The following is a 17229-nucleotide window of genomic DNA, read 5'->3' on the forward strand; positions in this document are numbered from 1 at the left end:
GAAATGAAACCTGAAATAATAATAATGCTGACAAATAATGATAAGACTGTGAAAAATTCTATGGAAGTATTCCAATCATGCAAAGACCTGCCGGCTAAAAATTGGGGATTCAAGGACGTTGGAATTCCTATGGATGAAATGATTGGATTAAACAAGGTCATGAAAGAAGCCGGCAAGACAACATTCCTTGAAGTTGTAACTTACACAGAGGAAGGAGGTCTACAGGGAGCACAGCTGGCAATTGACTGCGGTTTTGACTATCTGACAGGAACAAGATTTTTCCCGTCTATAGTTGAGAAGTTAAAGGGAACTGGAATTAAGTATTACCCATTTGCTGGAGAAGTAGGCGGTAGCCCTGTAATGCTCCAGGGATCTATCGAAGATGTAGTTGAAGACAGCAAGAGAATTATTACTGCAGGTGCAGACGGAGTTGATTTGACAGCTTACAGATTCGCCAATGGCGATGGTACAGAACTGGCCACTGCAGTTGCAGATGCCATAGGCAGAGATAATCTGATGATTGCAGGTAGCATCGGCAACACAGAAAGAATGGAACTTATGAAAGAATTGGCACCATTAGGATACACAATGGGAGGCGCTCTCTTTACTGCCAACTTTGTTGAGGGCGGCAGTTTCAGAGAGAATCTGGAATATGTTCTCGATTACATGAAGAAAGGTGAATAATCCATGAAGTACATTTTAGGCGTAGACTTGGGAACTACTGCGATAAAAGCAGCAGTTTTCGATGAAACTGGTAAAGAGTGCGGCAGTAAAACAGTTGAATATACACTTCTGACACCACAGCCGGGTTGGGCTGAGCTAGAGGTTCAGACATACGTTGACACATTTATCACTGCTAGTCACGCTGCTATGGAACGAGCAGGTGTCACAGCTGATCAGATTGATTCTGTGGGAATGTCTGCGCAGGGCGAAACAACTATTTGCCTGGATGAAAACAATGAACCATTAAGACCGGCTATCGTATGGATGGACATCCGTGCTAAAGAAGAAGCGGAATATATTGAAGAGGTTTTTGGACAGGAGGAAATACAGAAACATACCGGACAGCCGGGTATGGATGCTATATGGCCGGCTGGCAAGCTGCTGTGGCTGAAAAAGAACGAGCCTGAAGTATTTAGCAAAACTGCAAAATTTGTTCAGTTAAATGGATATTTCAGCTATCTGCTGACAGGTACAATGGCCTGTGAAGATTCCATTCTGTGCACTACAATGTACTGGGATATTAACACACGAAAGTACTGGCCGGAAATGATGGATTTCTTGCAGATAACAGAGGAACAGTTGCCTTTAATCATGAAACAGGGTGAATCCGTAGGGCAAATTACTGAAAAAGGCGCAAAGATGTTTGGCCTCAGCACCGATACTGTAGTGAATATTGGTGCGCTGGATCAGGCCTGCGGTGCCCTGGGCGTTGGAAATGTAAGGCCCGGAACATTCTCTGATAGTACAGGTTCTAATTTATCGACAGTTGCTATCGTGGATAAGCTTATACTTGATCCTTCTATGCAGATGCCATGCTTTGCAAGTGCTATTCCCGGAAAATATATGCTTCATGCATTTTCAAGCGGTGGCATGGTTCTGAAGTGGTTCAGAGATGTCTTCTGTGAATTGGAGAAAAAAATTGAGGCTGAGAGCGACGAAGCCGCATTTGATCAGATTAACAGAGAAGTCCAGAAAGTGGCTCCGGGATGTGACGGGCTGATTATGATTCCGCATCTTCAGGGCTCAGGACCACCGGATACAGATAATAATCAGAGAGGTGTTTATTTCGGTATTACTCTGGCACACAAGAAGGCTCATTTTGCTCGTGCAATCATGGAGAGTATCGCAATGGTTCTCAGAAGAATGATTGAGGCTATGGAGCCGTTAGGAGTAGAAGTAAAGCAAATCAGCGGCCTTGGCGGCGGGTCAAAGAGTGACGTCTGGTGTCAATTGAAAGCAGATGCTACAGGTGTACCATTTAATATCATGTCTACAACAGAAAGTTCTGCCTGCCTCGGAGCGGCAATCCTGGCGGGAGTGGCATCAGGTATATGGGCATCACCAGAAGAGGCAGCTGACATGGTCGTGAAAGCAGATGCTACTTACGTTCCGAACGCCGATGTGAAAGAGGTATATGACAAATTATTTGAAAAGACTATGAAACTGCAGAACGGGCTGAAAGTTTTTTATGAAGACAGCAGTTTTCGAGAGTAATAGGAGTAGTGGAAGACAAATTCAAATAACTTGAGAGAAAGTTAATTGAAGCAAAGTTTCAAAAAATAAATGAAAATAAATAGGAGAGACTAAGATGAATAAATTTGCGCACGTATATCCTGCTATGGTGACACCATTTAATAAAGATGAAAGCTTTAACTATGAAACTGCCAAAAAACATGCAGATTGGATGATCAGCGAAGGCATCAGTGGGGTAGGAATCATGATGGCAGCTGGTGAATATCAGAGTGTGTCACTTGAAGAACATAAACAATATGTACGTGAGATGGTGCCTTATGTAAAAGAACGTGGTGCATCCGTCATTGTAGGATGCACCAGAGAGCGTCCGGAGGATGTAGTGGAGCTGATGGAAAACGCACGTGAGGCAGGCGCTGATGGTGCCATGGTTCTGCCTTCTTTCTATTATCGCATGGATCAGAAAGAACTGTTTGAACATTATAAATATATCAATGACCATTCTGGACTGGATATCATGGTATATAATAATCCGCACAGCAGTACGCCTATTTCAACAGAAACGATGGCAGAACTGTATAAACTGGAGCATGTCAAAATGGTCAAGGATGCATCAATGTCAATTGACGTAATGACGGATTATATTTTTGAAGCAAATAAAACTGAAGATGTAAACGTTCTGTGTGGATGCGACTATCTGCTGTATCAGGCATATGCTACCGGTGCGACCGGATGGGTAAGTATGACAGCTAATATTTTACCGAAGTTATCTGCGGAATTCCACAAGGCAATGATAGTGGAAAAGGATTTTGAAAAAGGCCTGGATATTTTCAAAAAGCTCTATCCGGTGGTGAATATGACTGAGCGTTTCCCGAAACCGACTCAGGCAGTCAAATATATTCTTGAAGAAGTGTATGGTTTTGAAGAGGGGATTTGCCGACGTCCGCGCCGTGGCCTGAGCGATGAAGAGAAAAAGCACGTGCTGGAATCCAGCAATATTCTGGAATTGTCTAAGGAGTACTCACAAAGAAGTACCGGAGTCATGTAATAAATTTCAAAATGAAGATGGAATAGATGCAGGTTGTCTTTAAACAGGCAGATGATATTCAATCCTGAATGAAGACGACCTTAATCTTCTTGACGTGCGTATTGAGCCTGAAATGCGTCACGTTATGATAGTGGTTACAAAAAAGCGCCGTATTTTCCTCATCGTAAAATGTATTTTTAATGGAAGAAAAAGGGGAGATGATTATGAATTATGAAGAAGTAATTGTTGCATTAGATGGTTATATGTGGGCACTCCCGTTGATTCTACTGATTTTTGGCGCAGCTACTTATTTTTCAATTCGATTTAAATTTATTCAGCTTCGATCATTAAAACATCAAATCCAACTATTGTTCAAAGATAACGATTCTGATTATGGCATCAAACCTATAGAGGCTTTTTGTACGGTTGTTGCTTATCGTGTTGGAACGGCTAATATTGCCGGTGTTTGTGTGGCAATCCTCTGGGGAGGTCCTGGTGCTATTATCTGGATGGTTATTTGTTCAATTTTAGGTGCAGCCATTTCCTATGCAGAGTGTGCTCTTGGACAGGTGTATAAAATAAAAAAGGATGGAGAGTATCGCGGAGGTTCCTATTACTATCTTGAACGCGGATTAAGAATGAAGCATCTAGCGAAGTTCTTTGCTTTATTGACCATTATTTGTGTACCGATTTTAACGGTTGGACCCCATGCAAACTCTATTGCACTGGCGTTTCACACTACGACAAGTGTACCCAATTGGATTACAGGTCTAGTTGTCGGGCTTTTGTTGTTGACGGTAGTATTTGGTGGCATTAAGAGAATTGGGAAGTTTTCTACAATTGTGGTTCCGATTATGACAGGGATTTATTTATTATTGACCTTTATGATTATCACTATGAATATAGAATCGGTTCCCTCTGTTGTTAGCACCATGATTTCAAGTGCATTTGGGGAGAATGCATTATATGGCGCTTTGTTTGGACAGGCAATTATCTGGGGTGTAAAACGTTCTGTTAACTCTTCAGGTGCAGGTATGGGCGAGGCTGTACCATCCGCCGCTGCTGCTGAAGTGGCTCATCCAGGAGCAACCGGTTTAGTAAACTCCATGTCAGTGTTCATCGATGTGCTGGTATGCTTCTGCACAGGTTTGATTGTGCTTATGACGGACACCTTTAATGTATTAGCGAAAGATGCTGTTACTTACCTGCATATTGGTGAAGGCTCTGAAATTATGACTGAAATGGCGGAAAAGAATGTGGCAGGTATTCCGTGGACACAGGCGGCAGCAAACAGTTTAATTCCAGAGTTCGGCTCGATTATTATTGCGATATGTTTGTTGTTTTTCGCATTTACTACACTCCTAAGTTACTACTATCAGGGCGAGACAGCACTCGTTTATTTGCTTGATAAATCCAGTAGCAAAGTAAGAAAAAGTGCAATTCTAGTTCTTCGTCTGGCCATGCCATTTATTTTCTTCTTTTTCGCGACTAGTACATCAAGTGCTTCATGGGCTATTGGATCTATTGGTGTAGGTATTATGGTATGGACGAATGTAATAGTCCTGCTAATCAAATCACCGGAAATTATCAAAGTACAGAAAGATTATGCTGCGCAGCGCAAAGCGGGTATAGAAGAACCTGTATTTAATCCGCAAAAGTTAGGCATTCAAAACGCTGATGTATGGATGGAAATTAACGAAAATAAGATTGCCCGAAGTTCAGGAGATATTCGGCAATCAGTCTAAATCAAAGGGGGGCTTTTGTTCCATAGATGAATAATCATTTCCCAATGGAGTAGCAGTTTGTTGGTGGAATAATAGGAGTCTATCTTACAGACCTTATTGGTCGGAAGTCGATGTTTCTTATCGATATGCTTGTCATGGCTATTGTGTCAATCCTTCAGTTTTTTATCAATAATCCCATGCAGTTGGTCATTTTACGATTTATTTTAGGGGTTGCGGTAGGTGCAGATTACCCCATTGCAGGAGCCTTGATGGCGGAATTTTCCCCGAAAAAGAATCGTGGTGCTTTACTTGGAGGGCTTAATGCATTCTGGTATATCGGGTACGCCAGTTCCTATTTGGTAGGTTACCTTTTGCTATCCATGGGTGATACGAGTTGGAGATGGATGCTTTTTAGCAGTGCGATCCCAGTAATCCTCATGTTTATCGGACGTTTAAATATGCCTGAATCCCCTCGTTGGCTGGCTAACAAAGGAAGGGAAAAAGAGGCCAATGCGATTGTTCAAAAAATATTCGGGGATGGCGTTGTGATGTCAGAAGAACCGGAGATCAAGGTGAAAACCTAATTTCTTGATATGTTTAGAAATGGTTATGGGAAATGGGTATTTTTCGTGGCTGCTTTCTGGTCGCTTGAACTCATACCTACTTTTGGTATAGGAACCTATATCCCAGAAATCTTTGCACAATTTGGTTTTGCTGACGGAAAGAAGGAATACTTAGGATCAGCAATCATTAACATCGTCTATCTTGCTGGTTTGATTCCTGCTTTTTATTTGGTTGAAAAAGCCGGAAGAAGGCCTACGCTTATTTGGCCATTCTTTATATCTTCCATCTCTTTATTTGTACTAGGAGCAACCGCTGGATTGAATATGCCATTTATTTTTATCCTAGTTCTCTTTATTATCTATGGAACGTTTAATACTGCGATGGGAGCCCATCCTTGGATTTATCCGAATGAGCTTTTCCCAACCCATATTCGTGGTACGACAATGGGCTTTATTACAGGAGTAACTCGTATAGCTTCTTCCATTAGTACGTTCCTCTTTCCGGCCGTTTTAGCAAATTATGGTTTGTCGGTTACACTGTATATTTGCGGGGCATTGTTTTTCCTTGGAATTTTAATCTCGCTCTTTATGGCTCCGGAAACAAAGAATATGAGCTTAGCGGAAACCAGCGCTTTGAACAAAGGTACTAATAAGAGGAAGGAAAGTCTCGTAATGAGGAAAAATGGTTAGAAAGAGTGAAGCTTTGTGGAACAGCAGAAACAATTGAGTTTCTGGGAAGGTAAAACTCGGCTAGTGGCAAAGTAATTAATCGGCGTCTTTACCATTATGGACAAGGTCTGACATTGTATAAAAATGGCGACTCAAATGAATAGATCAACCTTATAATACGAAAGGGGGCCATTCAGAGGGCTCCCTTTTTGAATTAGCCCATTTTTGAATATGAGATATAATGCACTCAAAGTGGATCTATTTTGACGAATAATCAACAAATTGAAGGTGAAGAGGGGATTTAAATGAGTTTAGATAATCTAAGAACAACAATTAATAAAATAGTTGATATTAAAGATTCCTTACCGAAAAGACAAAGACAGTTATGCGATTACATTCTAAAAAGTTATCAGTCAATAGGATTGATAACAGTTAAAGAGCTTGCCGATAATGCTGAAGTTGGGATTTCAACTGTGTTGCGCACGATAAATGCCTTGGGATATGAGAATTTTAACGACTTTCGAAAAGATATCTATGATGAATCGATTACTTCTTCCGACTCAGAATGGACGTTGAAAAAGTCTATTGCAGAAATTGGAAAAGAAGAAGGGGGAGCTCCAACATTAGTACAAGTTTGGAACGAATCAGTTAATCTATTAAACAAATCATTAGACGCTGATCTAATGGAAAACTTTGAAATTGTAATTGATTTCATTGAAAAATCAAGTCGTATCAATATTTTGGGTACTCGACCGTACAAAGCAACTGCATTATATTTTGAAACGTTGCTTGGAGAATTCTATTCTAATATAAGACAACTAAGCAATGATACGGAAGTCATATATGATAGGATTTTACAATTTGAAAAGGATGAAATTTTAGTGGTCTTTGCATTTGAACCATACACTAATCGAATTATCGAAGCAGTTAAGCTAGCCCATGAACTAGGCAATAAAATTATATTGATAACAGACTATATTTCATGTCCAATTATTTCATATGCGTCCGCAACACTGAAAGTAGAAGTTAGTAAAGAACAATTTTCAGTAGTGCCTGTTATTGCGTTGATAGAGGCATTGGTACTTGAAATTGGTAAACGGTCATCAGAAGAGGCAATTAAAAGGTTGAAAAGACTTGAAAAAACCCTTATAGAAAAGAATGAAGTCCTTTCTTATTAAAACTAAAAGGTTCTGGTGCAACTGTTTCTAGTCTTTTTGCTGTTGAATTGCTATAGGCTACGCTTGGATTTTTATCGACGTGACGTCACGAGGCTTAGAAACATGAAAATCCCAAAAAGAGTTAATCAAAGAGAGGAGAAACCCGCTCTTTTTTTTTGTATTTTGTTTAGTAAGGGGTTGATTAGCAATGAACGCCTATGATGCTGGTATACTGAGTTCTAAGAATATATTGTTCGGCATACTTTTTAACTGTCTACTGAGAAAATAAGAGAGAACTTGCTGCATTGGTAAAATAATCATTTCTTGCTTGAAGTTTTTTCACTAGAAGCATTAATATGACAATATGAATTTTTTTATTCCTTTTTTAAAAATTTGGTTTATAACAATTCAAAATTATGGTAAAATATATTAAATTCTTAAAATAAAAAATTAAAAACTTACATAAAACAAAACATATAAGATTCTTAATATATTAACGATAAAGGGATTAGGAGAATTTGTATGCAATTTCTAGAGATAGATGAATTAGAGCTTAGGATTGAGCAATTGAGAAATAAAATGATTGAGACTGCTGCAGTAACTGGTTTAAGTAGTAATATAACCCTTTATTACAGTCAGAAATTAGATCAACTCATCACGATTTATCAAAATACATTAAAAAAGGAAACTAGCGAAATATTGATGAATAGAAACAAAGCTGTTTAAATCCTACATTTTTAAAAATAAATGGTTTAAATGTCATCTTTTGTTTGCTTTAAACTAAATGTAGTAGCTGCAGAAACAACTATAGGCTTGGTTGATAGAGAAAATGGGCGTTAAATTAATAAAGGAGATGATATCAAGGATATAGAAATAAACTCGTTTGAGGGAATACCGGATCTATTATGTGATGGACATATCCCAGATGAGAAATACTCACTAAAATATACTGAATTATTAGACTATAATTGCGATTTATACCCATTTGCATGTCATGACAAATAAATGATTCTTCAAGGAGAGATAATAAAATGAAAACATTAGTTCTTGTATTTCACCCAGACTTAACTGCTTCTCGTGCAAATAGACGTTTGACGGAGGAAATGGAGAAGCAAGCCAACGTTACCGTTCACCGTGTTTATGAGGCTTACCCCGATGAGAAGATAGATGTCGCAGCCGAGCAAAGGCTATTAGAGGGGCATGATCGCATCGTTTTACAATTTCCATTCTACTGGTACAGCACACCTTCGTTGTTGAAAAAATGGGAGGATGCCATCCTTGCTTATGGTTGGGCATATGGAAGCAATGGGGATAAGCTGAAAGGAAAAGAGCTGCTGATTGCTATTACTACTGGCGGTTCTAAAGAAAGCTATTCACCAGGCGGGAGGGAAAAATACACCGTCCCAGAGTTACTGCGACCTTTTGAGGCAACAAGTAACTTGATTGGCATGCTCTATTTAACACCATATGTATTTTACGGAGTGAATCGATTGTCCGACGAGGAGCTTGAGCAAGGGGCGATGGATTACGTAGCTTATGCATTGAACCCTGAACTTAATTTTCTTGCCGTCCGCTAACAACAGAATGGGGGTTATTAACAAAAAAGCAGCCATCAAGGCTGCTCTCCTATTTAAATGCTTTACCAGAAGAACCAAATTCACGAATTTTGCCGATAAATGTAAAGATTTTATATTACAATACACTTGTATGTCCGTTATAAATGATACCTCTCTGAGCATCTACGGTAATGTCTTGGCCTTCTTTTAATAAATTTGTAGCATCTTTAACACCAACAAGAACTGGAATACCTAAGTTCAAGCCTATAACAGCCGCAGGACAAGTAAGTCCGCCTTCTTCAGTTATGAGAGCAGCACACTTTTCTATAGCAGGAACCATTTCCTTATCCGCTCCAATGGTTACAAGAATCGATCCTTCTTGCACTTTCGCTAATGCTTCCTCCGCATTTTTTGCAATTACCACTTTACCATAGGCAGATTTGCGTCCAGTTCCTTGTGCTTTCGCTAAAACATCACCAACTACATGAATCTTCATTAAATTCGTCGTACCCGCTTCGCCAACAGGAACACCCGCTGTGATAACAACCAAATCACCACTGGAAACGAATCCGCTATTTAAACTTACCTCGACTGCATTCTCAAGCATTGCATCTGTCGAATTAGTCACTGTTCCCATTTGCGGATAAACTCCCCACACTAACGCTAGTCGCCTTAACACATAGTCATTTGCTGTTACAGCAGAAATTGGTGCTTTTGGACGGTATTTAGCAATCATTCGAGCAGTATAACCGCTGTCAGTCGGAGTGATAATAGCATTTGCAACTAAATTTAAAGAAGTATGCACTACAGATTGGCCAATCGCATCGGTAATTGTGTTTTCACTATTCTTGCTATGCTTGGATAATAGCTTCTTATAATCTAATGCTGATTCTGCACGCGAAGCAATATTATGCATCGTCTGTACTGCCACAACGGGATAGCTGCCTGCAGCTGTTTCACCAGAAAGCATAATGGCATCTGTACCGTCAAAAATAGCATTTGCTACGTCACTCGCTTCTGCACGCGTAGGACGCGGGTTCCGCTGCATGGAATCAAGCATCTGCGTTGCCGTAATCACCGGTTTTCCTAAGGCATTGCATTTTTTAATTAAGTTTTTCTGAACCAACGGGACTTCCTCTGCCGGAATCTCAACACCAAGATCCCCGCGGGCAACCATTAGTCCGTCAGATACCTCAAGAATTTCATCAATATTATCTACACCCTCTTGATTTTCAATCTTAGGGATGATTTGAATATTGGTTGCATGATTTTCTTCAAGCAGCTTTCTAATTTCTAACACATCAGAGGCTCTTCGAACAAAGGAGGCTGCGATAAAGTCTACATTTTGCTCGATTCCAAAAGCAATATCATTAGTATCCTTTTCGGTAATACCCGGTAATTTAACCGACACGCCGGGAACATTTACACCTTTTTTGTTTTTTAACGTTCCGCTGTTTAATACTTTTACATGAATATGACCGTTAGATTTATCAATTTTTTCTACTTCTAGACCGATTAATCCATCATCTAAAAGAATTTTCGAACCAATCTCAACATCATCAATTAAACCTTCATATGTAATTGAAAATATTTCAGGGGTTCCTTCTACCTCGTTCATTGAAACAATACTTGAACTACCAGCAACCAATTCAATAGCCCCGTTCACCATATTATGGGTTCTAATTTCAGGTCCTTTTGTATCTAGAAGAATTCCTATATTTTTCCCAGTTTTCCGAGCAGCCTCACGGATTTTTTGGATCCTTTCTCCATGTTCTTCATAATTTCCATGTGAAAAATTTAGACGCGCTACATTCATCCCCGCTTTCATTAACTGTATAAGTTTCTCGACACTTTCACTAGCTGGTCCTATCGTACACACAATTTTTGTTTTACGCATATCGAATCCTCCTAGACATATATTACTTTTTTAATAGATAATTCTTTTGCAAGTTTGAGTAAATTTAAATCAATAGAATGCATTTGTGAGAAAACCTCCGAAAGGGGACACAATAAGTCCTATAGGGACAAAATATGTCCCTATAGTGCAAAAAAATAATCTTTTGTTTGTGGGCTTTATTGTAACAAGGTTAAACTTATCTTTCAACCATTTTCTGAATAGAATGAATTTAATGTATTTTTAATCGTTTTAGATTTTTATGAAGGCATCGTTATTTAAGATGGAATTTTTTGTAAAAATATTAAGTCCACACTGTAATATAAATTGAACCGTAGTATACGGAACCGTACGTACGGTGATGTGAGAGGCGCGAAAATTAGTCAATTTAGTTTCCCTCTACTCAATTGAGCCTTTTCTAGAATATGAAATATAATTAATTGACTTTAAGTGGAATTATTTTGATGGATAACCTACAAATTGAAGGCGAAAAGGGGATTTTAATGAGTATTGATAATCAAAGTAAAACAATTAATAAAATAGTTGATATTAAAGATTCCTTGCCGAAAAGACAAAGACAGTTGTGCGATTATATACTAAAAAACTATCAGTCAATAGGATTGATAACAGTTAAAGAGCTTGCCGATAATGCAGAAGTTGGGATTTCAACTGTGATGCGTACGATAAATGCCTTAGGGTATGAGAATTTTAATGACTTACAAAAAGATATCTACGATGAATCGATTGCGTCCGATTCAGGATGGACATTAAAGAAGTATTTTACAGACATTCAAAAAGATGAAGGGAGAGCTGCAACTTTAGTACAAGTTTGGAACGAATCAGTAAATTTATTAAATAAAACGGGGAAAAAATACGTCTGTTTCGTAGTTTATTCAAAGGCCCATATTTTTAACGAGTTATCGGTTAGCTTAGGCTTAACAATCTGTTTAGTCAATACAATATATGAAAGTAATTAACATAAAAATTAGAACGATTTTATTCCTTTTTTATAAAAAAGATTTTAAATCATTCATAACTATGATAAAGTATAGTAAATTCTTAAAATAATACTAACTTTATTAAAGGAGTAAATGACCCATGCGTTATCTATACTCATCTCTTCTGCTTTTGACGAGCTTGTTATGGAGTGGGGATTTTGTCGTTGGAAAGTTTCTTGTCGGCCACGCGTCATCCATGACCTTGACGAACTTACGCTGGATGATTGCGGTGGTATGTTTACTTCCAATCGTATGGATTCAGGAAAAAAGAATTTTACCGACAAAACGGTCGATTATCCCTTTGGTTCTTATGGGTTTAACCGGGGTAGTTCTTTATAATGTGTTTATGTTTCTCGCTTTAGAAAGGACCGATGCAATGAATGTTGGGCTGCTTTCTACATTAAACCCGGTATCCATTGCGATTTTTTCTTTTTTGTTGGTTGGTGAAAAGATCCGCCCTTTGCAAATGGCCGCAATGGTTCTCTCCTTTTTCGGCGTTGTCATTGTACTATCAAGAGGCGAAGTCCAACGGTTGCTTACACTTGATTTCAATGTAGGCGATTTTTGGATGCTGGCGGCTGTTGCCTTATGGGGACTTTATTCGGTGTTTGGAAAATGGGCGATGAGAGAAACGTCACCGTTGATGTCGACACTTTATTCCGCTATATTCGGAATCCTTATCTTGCTGCCATTTAATCTTTCTTCGTTTACAGTGACAAATGTAAACCCATCATTTATTTGGTCTGTTCTCTATATGGGCGTGCTGTCCACTGTTGTCTCAATGGTGTTCTGGAATATCGGTGTACAAAAATTGGGCGGCACGACGGCCGGTATGTTCTTAAACTTCAACCCGATTTTTACAGCGATTCTTTCCTTTTTAGTGTTAGGTGAACAGATGACATGGACACAATTTTTTGGCAGCGTCGTTGTGATCACCGGTTGTTATCTATTTGGTCGATTTAAAGTAACACCTGTATCGAAAGATAATGTCCAAATCAAACATGTTCAGAATGCCTGAACTCCTACCAAACTGCGGTGGGGGTTTTACTATTTTAACGGGATAGCTTTCAGCTATCTCTTTTACTTTCAGCTCCTCCTCATCAAACCGTACATGAGTCCGTCTAGCAATTGATTCTAGATTTCACAATATTCTTTTTTGCCTTTTCAGTAACCTTCTCAACAATTGCTAGTTATAGCTCTGCCGCCTTCTAATAAAGTACATAACGAACATTTTAATGTTTTGTACCTTTTCGCGATTACATCATCATGATTTCTGCACACGTTCCGGATGTTTTCTTTTCGTTAGCACCTTTAATTTGGATATTAATTACTCTTTTTTGCGGATGGGAGTGGCCGGCATCTTGTCACCTTGGGGGGTGCTGAGTATGCATAAGCCAAGGGATTTGAATCTTGTTGGGCTATCTATTAGTTTTTATCAAGATTCACTGTCACATACACTGAGAACTCCAATAAGGGGATTTTTTATTCCTTTTTTAAAAATATGGTTTACAACAATTCATTTTCGTGATAATATTCATTTATAAAAAGATTCAAAATATTATGCTAATTATTTTCAGAAAGGAGAAAATTACTTTTTATTTAGTCATTCAAATTTGTTTTTAGTAATTCTACTTTAATTAAGGGTTATGAGGAGGATAAATATGAATAAACCTTTTGGAATGATTCCAGCTTTACCAACACCTTTTAAAGAAGATAATAGTATTGACTATGATACTCTCAAAAAAAATCTGAATTTTCTAATAGAGGGAGGGGTACATTGCGTTTTAGTTTCAGGGAGTGCTGGTGAGTATTCATTAATGAATATGGATGAACGGAAAAACGTCATTAAATTCATTTGTGAAAAGTCCCAAGGAAGAGTGCCAATTATGGCAGGAACATCGTGTCATCGAACAGAGGATACAATAGAACTTACCAGATATGCGGCAGAAGCTGGTGTGGACTTTGCCCTAGTTTTACCACCTTATTATATGAAGGTTAGTAGAGAGAGAGTTTTTGAGTATTATAAGACTGTAGCTGAAAGTACTACTATAGGAATTGTTATTTATCATTATCCTGAAGGTACAAATGTTGAACTTAGTCCAGAACAGATTTATGAAATCAGTCAAATAGATGGAATTGTTGGGATTAAAAATACTGCTGATGCACTTCATACTTGTAAGCTTACTAAATTGACTAAGGACAATAAGAATTTTGCAGTACTTACAGGTTACGAGCAATTAATCCTGCCAACCTTATCAGCAGGTGGCGCTGGTGCTGTTGGTCTTGCGATGAATTTAGTACCGAAAGAATATGTTAAATTATATGATTTATTTGTAAGCGGAAACAAATTAGAAGAAGCTATTAAATTAAATCAATCATTAACAGAATTAATAGATTTGCTTGAAGAAGAGCCTCCTCCGGCGGCAGTGAAGGCTGGTTTAGACATGATAGGCTTGTCAGGAGGAAAATGCAGATCGCCATTAGTACCTGCTTCAGAAGAATTAAAAACAAAAGTCCAAGATAAATTAATCGATTTAGGACATTCCGTCAAAGGAAAGCCCAACATAATCAAAGCACCCGAGGGACGTTTTGCCAGCAAGCAGACGGCGTTTAGCGAAATTCCGATGATTGACATCGCAGCTCTGGTCGACGGAAGTGACCCCGAAGGTGTTGCCCGGGCGATCGGTAAGGCTTGTGAGGAAGTCGGTTTCTTCTATATCAAGAACCATGGTGTCCCCCAGGACTTAATCGATCGCATGTATAAGGTCACTCAGCAATTCTTCGATCTGCCGGCAGAGGCCAAGGAGCGTCTGCACATCGCCAACTCTGGTCAGACGCTGCGCGGGTACATCCCTCCGTATGGCGAGAACGCTGACCCGGAAAACACCCGTGACCTCAAGGAAGCTTTCGACTACGGCGTCCACGGGGAGGAAGTGTCCCCGTTCTTCGGACCCAACCTGATGCCCGCGGAGCTGCCTGAATTCAAGGATGTCTGCGAGGAGTACCACGATGCGATGATGGCCCTGGCGCGCAAGCTGGTCAGCGGCTTCGCTATCAGCCTCGGCCTTCCGGCAGACTACTTCGAGAAGTTGCAGCGCAAACCGATCACAATCCAGCGCCTGCTTCACTACCCGTCGCTGGGAGCTAATTCTGCCGCGGACGAAATCGGTATCGGGGCGCACACCGACTACGGATTCTTGACAATCCTGTCCCAGGACAGCGTCGGCGGTCTGCAGGTTCGTAACAAGGAGGGAGAATGGGTGAGCGCACCGCCGGTCGAAGGATCCTTCATCATCAACATCGGTGATCTGGTACAGGCTATGTCCAATGGTCGATACTCCTCGAATGTGCACCGGGTCGTCAACACGAGTGGAGTCGCTCGATACTCGATCCCGTTCTTCATCGACCTCGACTATGACGCGGTTGTTGAAACCGTGCCGACCTGCGTGGATGCGGAAAATCCGGCCAGCGAAAACACCTTTACCTGCGGTGAATACAAGTACGGGCGTTTTGTGTACGTCTACCCGCACCTGCAGGAGCCCCAGAAGGAGAACGCACCGGTTTCCTAACGAACTGTTCATGGGCGCTTAACCCATGAGGACATGTAAAGCACTCTTCGGGGTGGCTTTGCAGGGTACTGAGGTTCGTGAGTCGCTACCCTGAATCGACCTTGTCGAATATTCCCGATCGACCGGGTCGATTTGAAAATAAAAGTCCAAGAAAAACAATCTGCAATGGGCATCTAGTATAAACAAGTTTAACATTCTGCCAGAAAAGTTTAGTGTGGCTCTGCTCATACCACCTTATTGGCCAGGATGGTTCTTTGAAATTATTTCATCGTAAGTGGTGGCATGGTACGCAATATCATTTTTAATAAGATTGGGCATTAAAAAGGTTTTGAAAACAAAGAAGGAGAGGAATCTATGAATAAAGTACGCACGATGGAAGATATGCCTTTAAGTGGATTTCATTTTAAAATGTTTACCTATACCAGTGGGAGTACATTCCTGGATGGGTATATTCTAGGGATTATTGCAGTAGCACTTTCTGTCATGCAGACTCAACTCGATATGTCTTTAACAGTTATGGGTCTCCTTGGAACAGCAACGCTTGTAGGGATGTTTTTTGGAGGGATAATAGGAGGCTATCTTACAGATCTAATCGGTCGAAAGACGATATTTCTCCTTGATATGCTTGTTATCACTATTGCCTCTGTTCTTCAATTTTATGTTAATGATCCTATTTATTTGATCATTTTACGATTTATTTTAGGTGTTGCGGTGGGGGCGGATTACCCGATTGCAGGAACCTTGATGGCAGAATTTTCACCGAAAAAGAATCGTGGTGCTTTAATTGGGGGACTAAGTGCGCTTTGGTATACCGGTTATGCCTTTTCCTTTTTAATTGGTTACTTTTTATTGTCCATTGGAGATACAAGTTGGAGATGGATGCTTTTAAGCAGTGCGATTCCTTCGTTTCTCTTGCTAATTGCTCGATTAAATATGCCGGAATCCCCTCGTTGGCTGGCGAACAAAGGTAGGGAAAAAGAGGCCAATGCGATTGTTCAAAAAATATTCGGGGCTGGCGTTGTGATGTCAGAAGAACCGGAGATTAAGGATAAAACCTCATTTCTTGATATGTTTAGAAATGGTTATGGGAAATGGACACTTTTCGTGGCGGTTTTCTGGTCACTTCAAGTCGTTCCGACCTTTGCAATTGGAACGTATATTCCTGTAATTCTTGGTCAATTTGGCTTTGCCGATGGTAAAAGTGAATACTTGGGATCTGCGATTATCAATATCGTTTATCTTGCCGGCCTGATTCCTGCCCTTTATTTGATTGAAAAATATGGCAGAAGACCTACATTGATTTGGCCATTTTTAGTATCATCCATCACGCTATTCGTTCTAGGAGCGACTTCCGGAGCAAATTTATCATTTGTTTTTATCCTAGTTCTCTTTATCATCTATGGAACGTTTAATACGGGGATGGGAATTCATCAATGGGTCTACCCGACCGAACTTTTCCCAACCCATATTCGGGGAACTGCAGTGGGATTTGGTACAGGAGTAAGCCGGATTGCCTCAGCAATTGGAACATTTTTATTTCCGGCCTTTTTGGCAAATTATGGTGTGGCAATGACGATGTATGTTTGTGGGGCGCTGTTCTTCGTTGGCTTTTTAGTCTCGCTTTTCATGGCTCCGGAAACAAAGAATATGAGTTTAACAGAAACCAGTGCCTTAAATAAATTTGGAAACTTAAAGACAAGGGATTTTGAATCAAACCAAAATATTAATTAGTCTATGCAAATTCCGAACTGCATTTTTTTGAGTTAATATTTTAATAAATTAGATGCCTATGATTTAATTTTGGGAATAAAACGGAATATATAGTCCCTTTTGATAAAAATGATTTACAACAGTTCGTTTTCGTGTTAATATCAAACCT

General features: G+C 39.7%; 14 protein-coding genes. 13 read left to right on the plus strand and 1 reads right to left on the minus strand.

What is annotated here, in order from left to right; translation table 11 throughout:
* Positions 1–3 precede the first annotated feature (3 nt).
* The 9 genes from F4V44_RS15055 to F4V44_RS15090 all read left to right on the plus strand — a co-directional run bounded on the left by F4V44_RS15055 (position 4) and on the right by F4V44_RS15090 (position 8910).
* Complete coding sequence (locus F4V44_RS15055; RefSeq protein ID WP_150440845.1) at positions 4–684, plus strand: hypothetical protein; 681 nt, start codon at positions 4–6, stop codon at positions 682–684.
* Between the two features lie 3 nt (positions 685–687).
* On the plus strand, positions 688–2217 hold the full coding sequence (locus F4V44_RS15060) for a xylulokinase (RefSeq protein WP_150440846.1): 1530 nt from the start codon (positions 688–690) through the stop codon (positions 2215–2217).
* Between the two features lie 94 nt (positions 2218–2311).
* Positions 2312–3241: a dihydrodipicolinate synthase family protein gene (locus F4V44_RS15065; protein ID WP_150440847.1), complete on the plus strand. Its 930-nt coding sequence runs from the start codon at positions 2312–2314 to the stop codon at positions 3239–3241.
* A gap of 203 nt (positions 3242–3444) precedes the next feature.
* On the plus strand, positions 3445–4965 hold the full coding sequence (locus tag F4V44_RS15070; protein ID WP_191090696.1) for an alanine/glycine:cation symporter family protein: 1521 nt from the start codon (positions 3445–3447) through the stop codon (positions 4963–4965).
* 68 nt (positions 4966–5033) lie between these two features.
* Positions 5034–5528 (plus strand): MFS transporter, encoded by a 495-nt coding sequence (locus F4V44_RS27870; RefSeq protein ID WP_263406664.1) that lies wholly within the window; start codon positions 5034–5036, stop codon positions 5526–5528.
* Between the two features lie 45 nt (positions 5529–5573).
* Positions 5574–6197: an MFS transporter gene (locus F4V44_RS27875; protein WP_223881904.1), complete on the plus strand. Its 624-nt coding sequence runs from the start codon at positions 5574–5576 to the stop codon at positions 6195–6197.
* Between the two features lie 284 nt (positions 6198–6481).
* Positions 6482–7354 carry a MurR/RpiR family transcriptional regulator gene (locus F4V44_RS15080; protein WP_150440849.1) on the plus strand — a complete coding sequence of 291 codons (873 nt, stop codon included), beginning with the start codon at positions 6482–6484 and terminating at the stop codon, positions 7352–7354.
* Positions 7355–7855: 501 nt separating this feature from the next.
* Positions 7856–8059: an aspartyl-phosphate phosphatase Spo0E family protein gene (locus F4V44_RS15085; protein ID WP_150440850.1), complete on the plus strand. Its 204-nt coding sequence runs from the start codon at positions 7856–7858 to the stop codon at positions 8057–8059.
* Between the two features lie 305 nt (positions 8060–8364).
* Positions 8365–8910 (plus strand): NAD(P)H-dependent oxidoreductase, encoded by a 546-nt coding sequence (locus tag F4V44_RS15090; RefSeq protein ID WP_150440851.1) that lies wholly within the window; start codon positions 8365–8367, stop codon positions 8908–8910.
* 115 nt (positions 8911–9025) lie between these two features.
* Here F4V44_RS15090 and pyk read toward each other — a convergent pair whose 3' ends face one another.
* Positions 9026–10786 carry a pyruvate kinase gene (gene pyk / locus F4V44_RS15095; protein ID WP_150440852.1) on the minus strand — a complete coding sequence of 587 codons (1761 nt, stop codon included), beginning with the start codon at positions 10784–10786 and terminating at the stop codon, positions 9026–9028.
* Positions 10787–11247: 461 nt separating this feature from the next.
* On the opposite strand from pyk, the gene F4V44_RS15100 reads away from it, so the two are divergent.
* The 4 genes from F4V44_RS15100 (at position 11248) to F4V44_RS15115 (ending at position 17081) form a co-directional block, all read left to right on the plus strand.
* Positions 11248–11760, plus strand: coding sequence for a MurR/RpiR family transcriptional regulator (locus F4V44_RS15100; RefSeq protein WP_223881905.1), 513 nt, complete (start codon positions 11248–11250; stop codon positions 11758–11760).
* Between the two features lie 121 nt (positions 11761–11881).
* Complete coding sequence (locus F4V44_RS15105; RefSeq protein ID WP_150440853.1) at positions 11882–12799, plus strand: DMT family transporter; 918 nt, start codon at positions 11882–11884, stop codon at positions 12797–12799.
* A 643-nt stretch (positions 12800–13442) separates the two neighbouring features.
* Complete coding sequence (locus F4V44_RS27880; RefSeq protein WP_223881906.1) at positions 13443–15350, plus strand: dihydrodipicolinate synthase family protein; 1908 nt, start codon at positions 13443–13445, stop codon at positions 15348–15350.
* Positions 15351–15704: 354 nt separating this feature from the next.
* Complete coding sequence (locus tag F4V44_RS15115; RefSeq protein WP_150440854.1) at positions 15705–17081, plus strand: MFS transporter; 1377 nt, start codon at positions 15705–15707, stop codon at positions 17079–17081.
* Positions 17082–17229: the final 148 nt, after the last annotated feature.

This window comes from Niallia endozanthoxylica (genome assembly GCF_008710145.1).
GTDB lineage: Bacteria > Bacillota > Bacilli > Bacillales > Cytobacillaceae > Bacillus_BD > Bacillus_BD endozanthoxylica.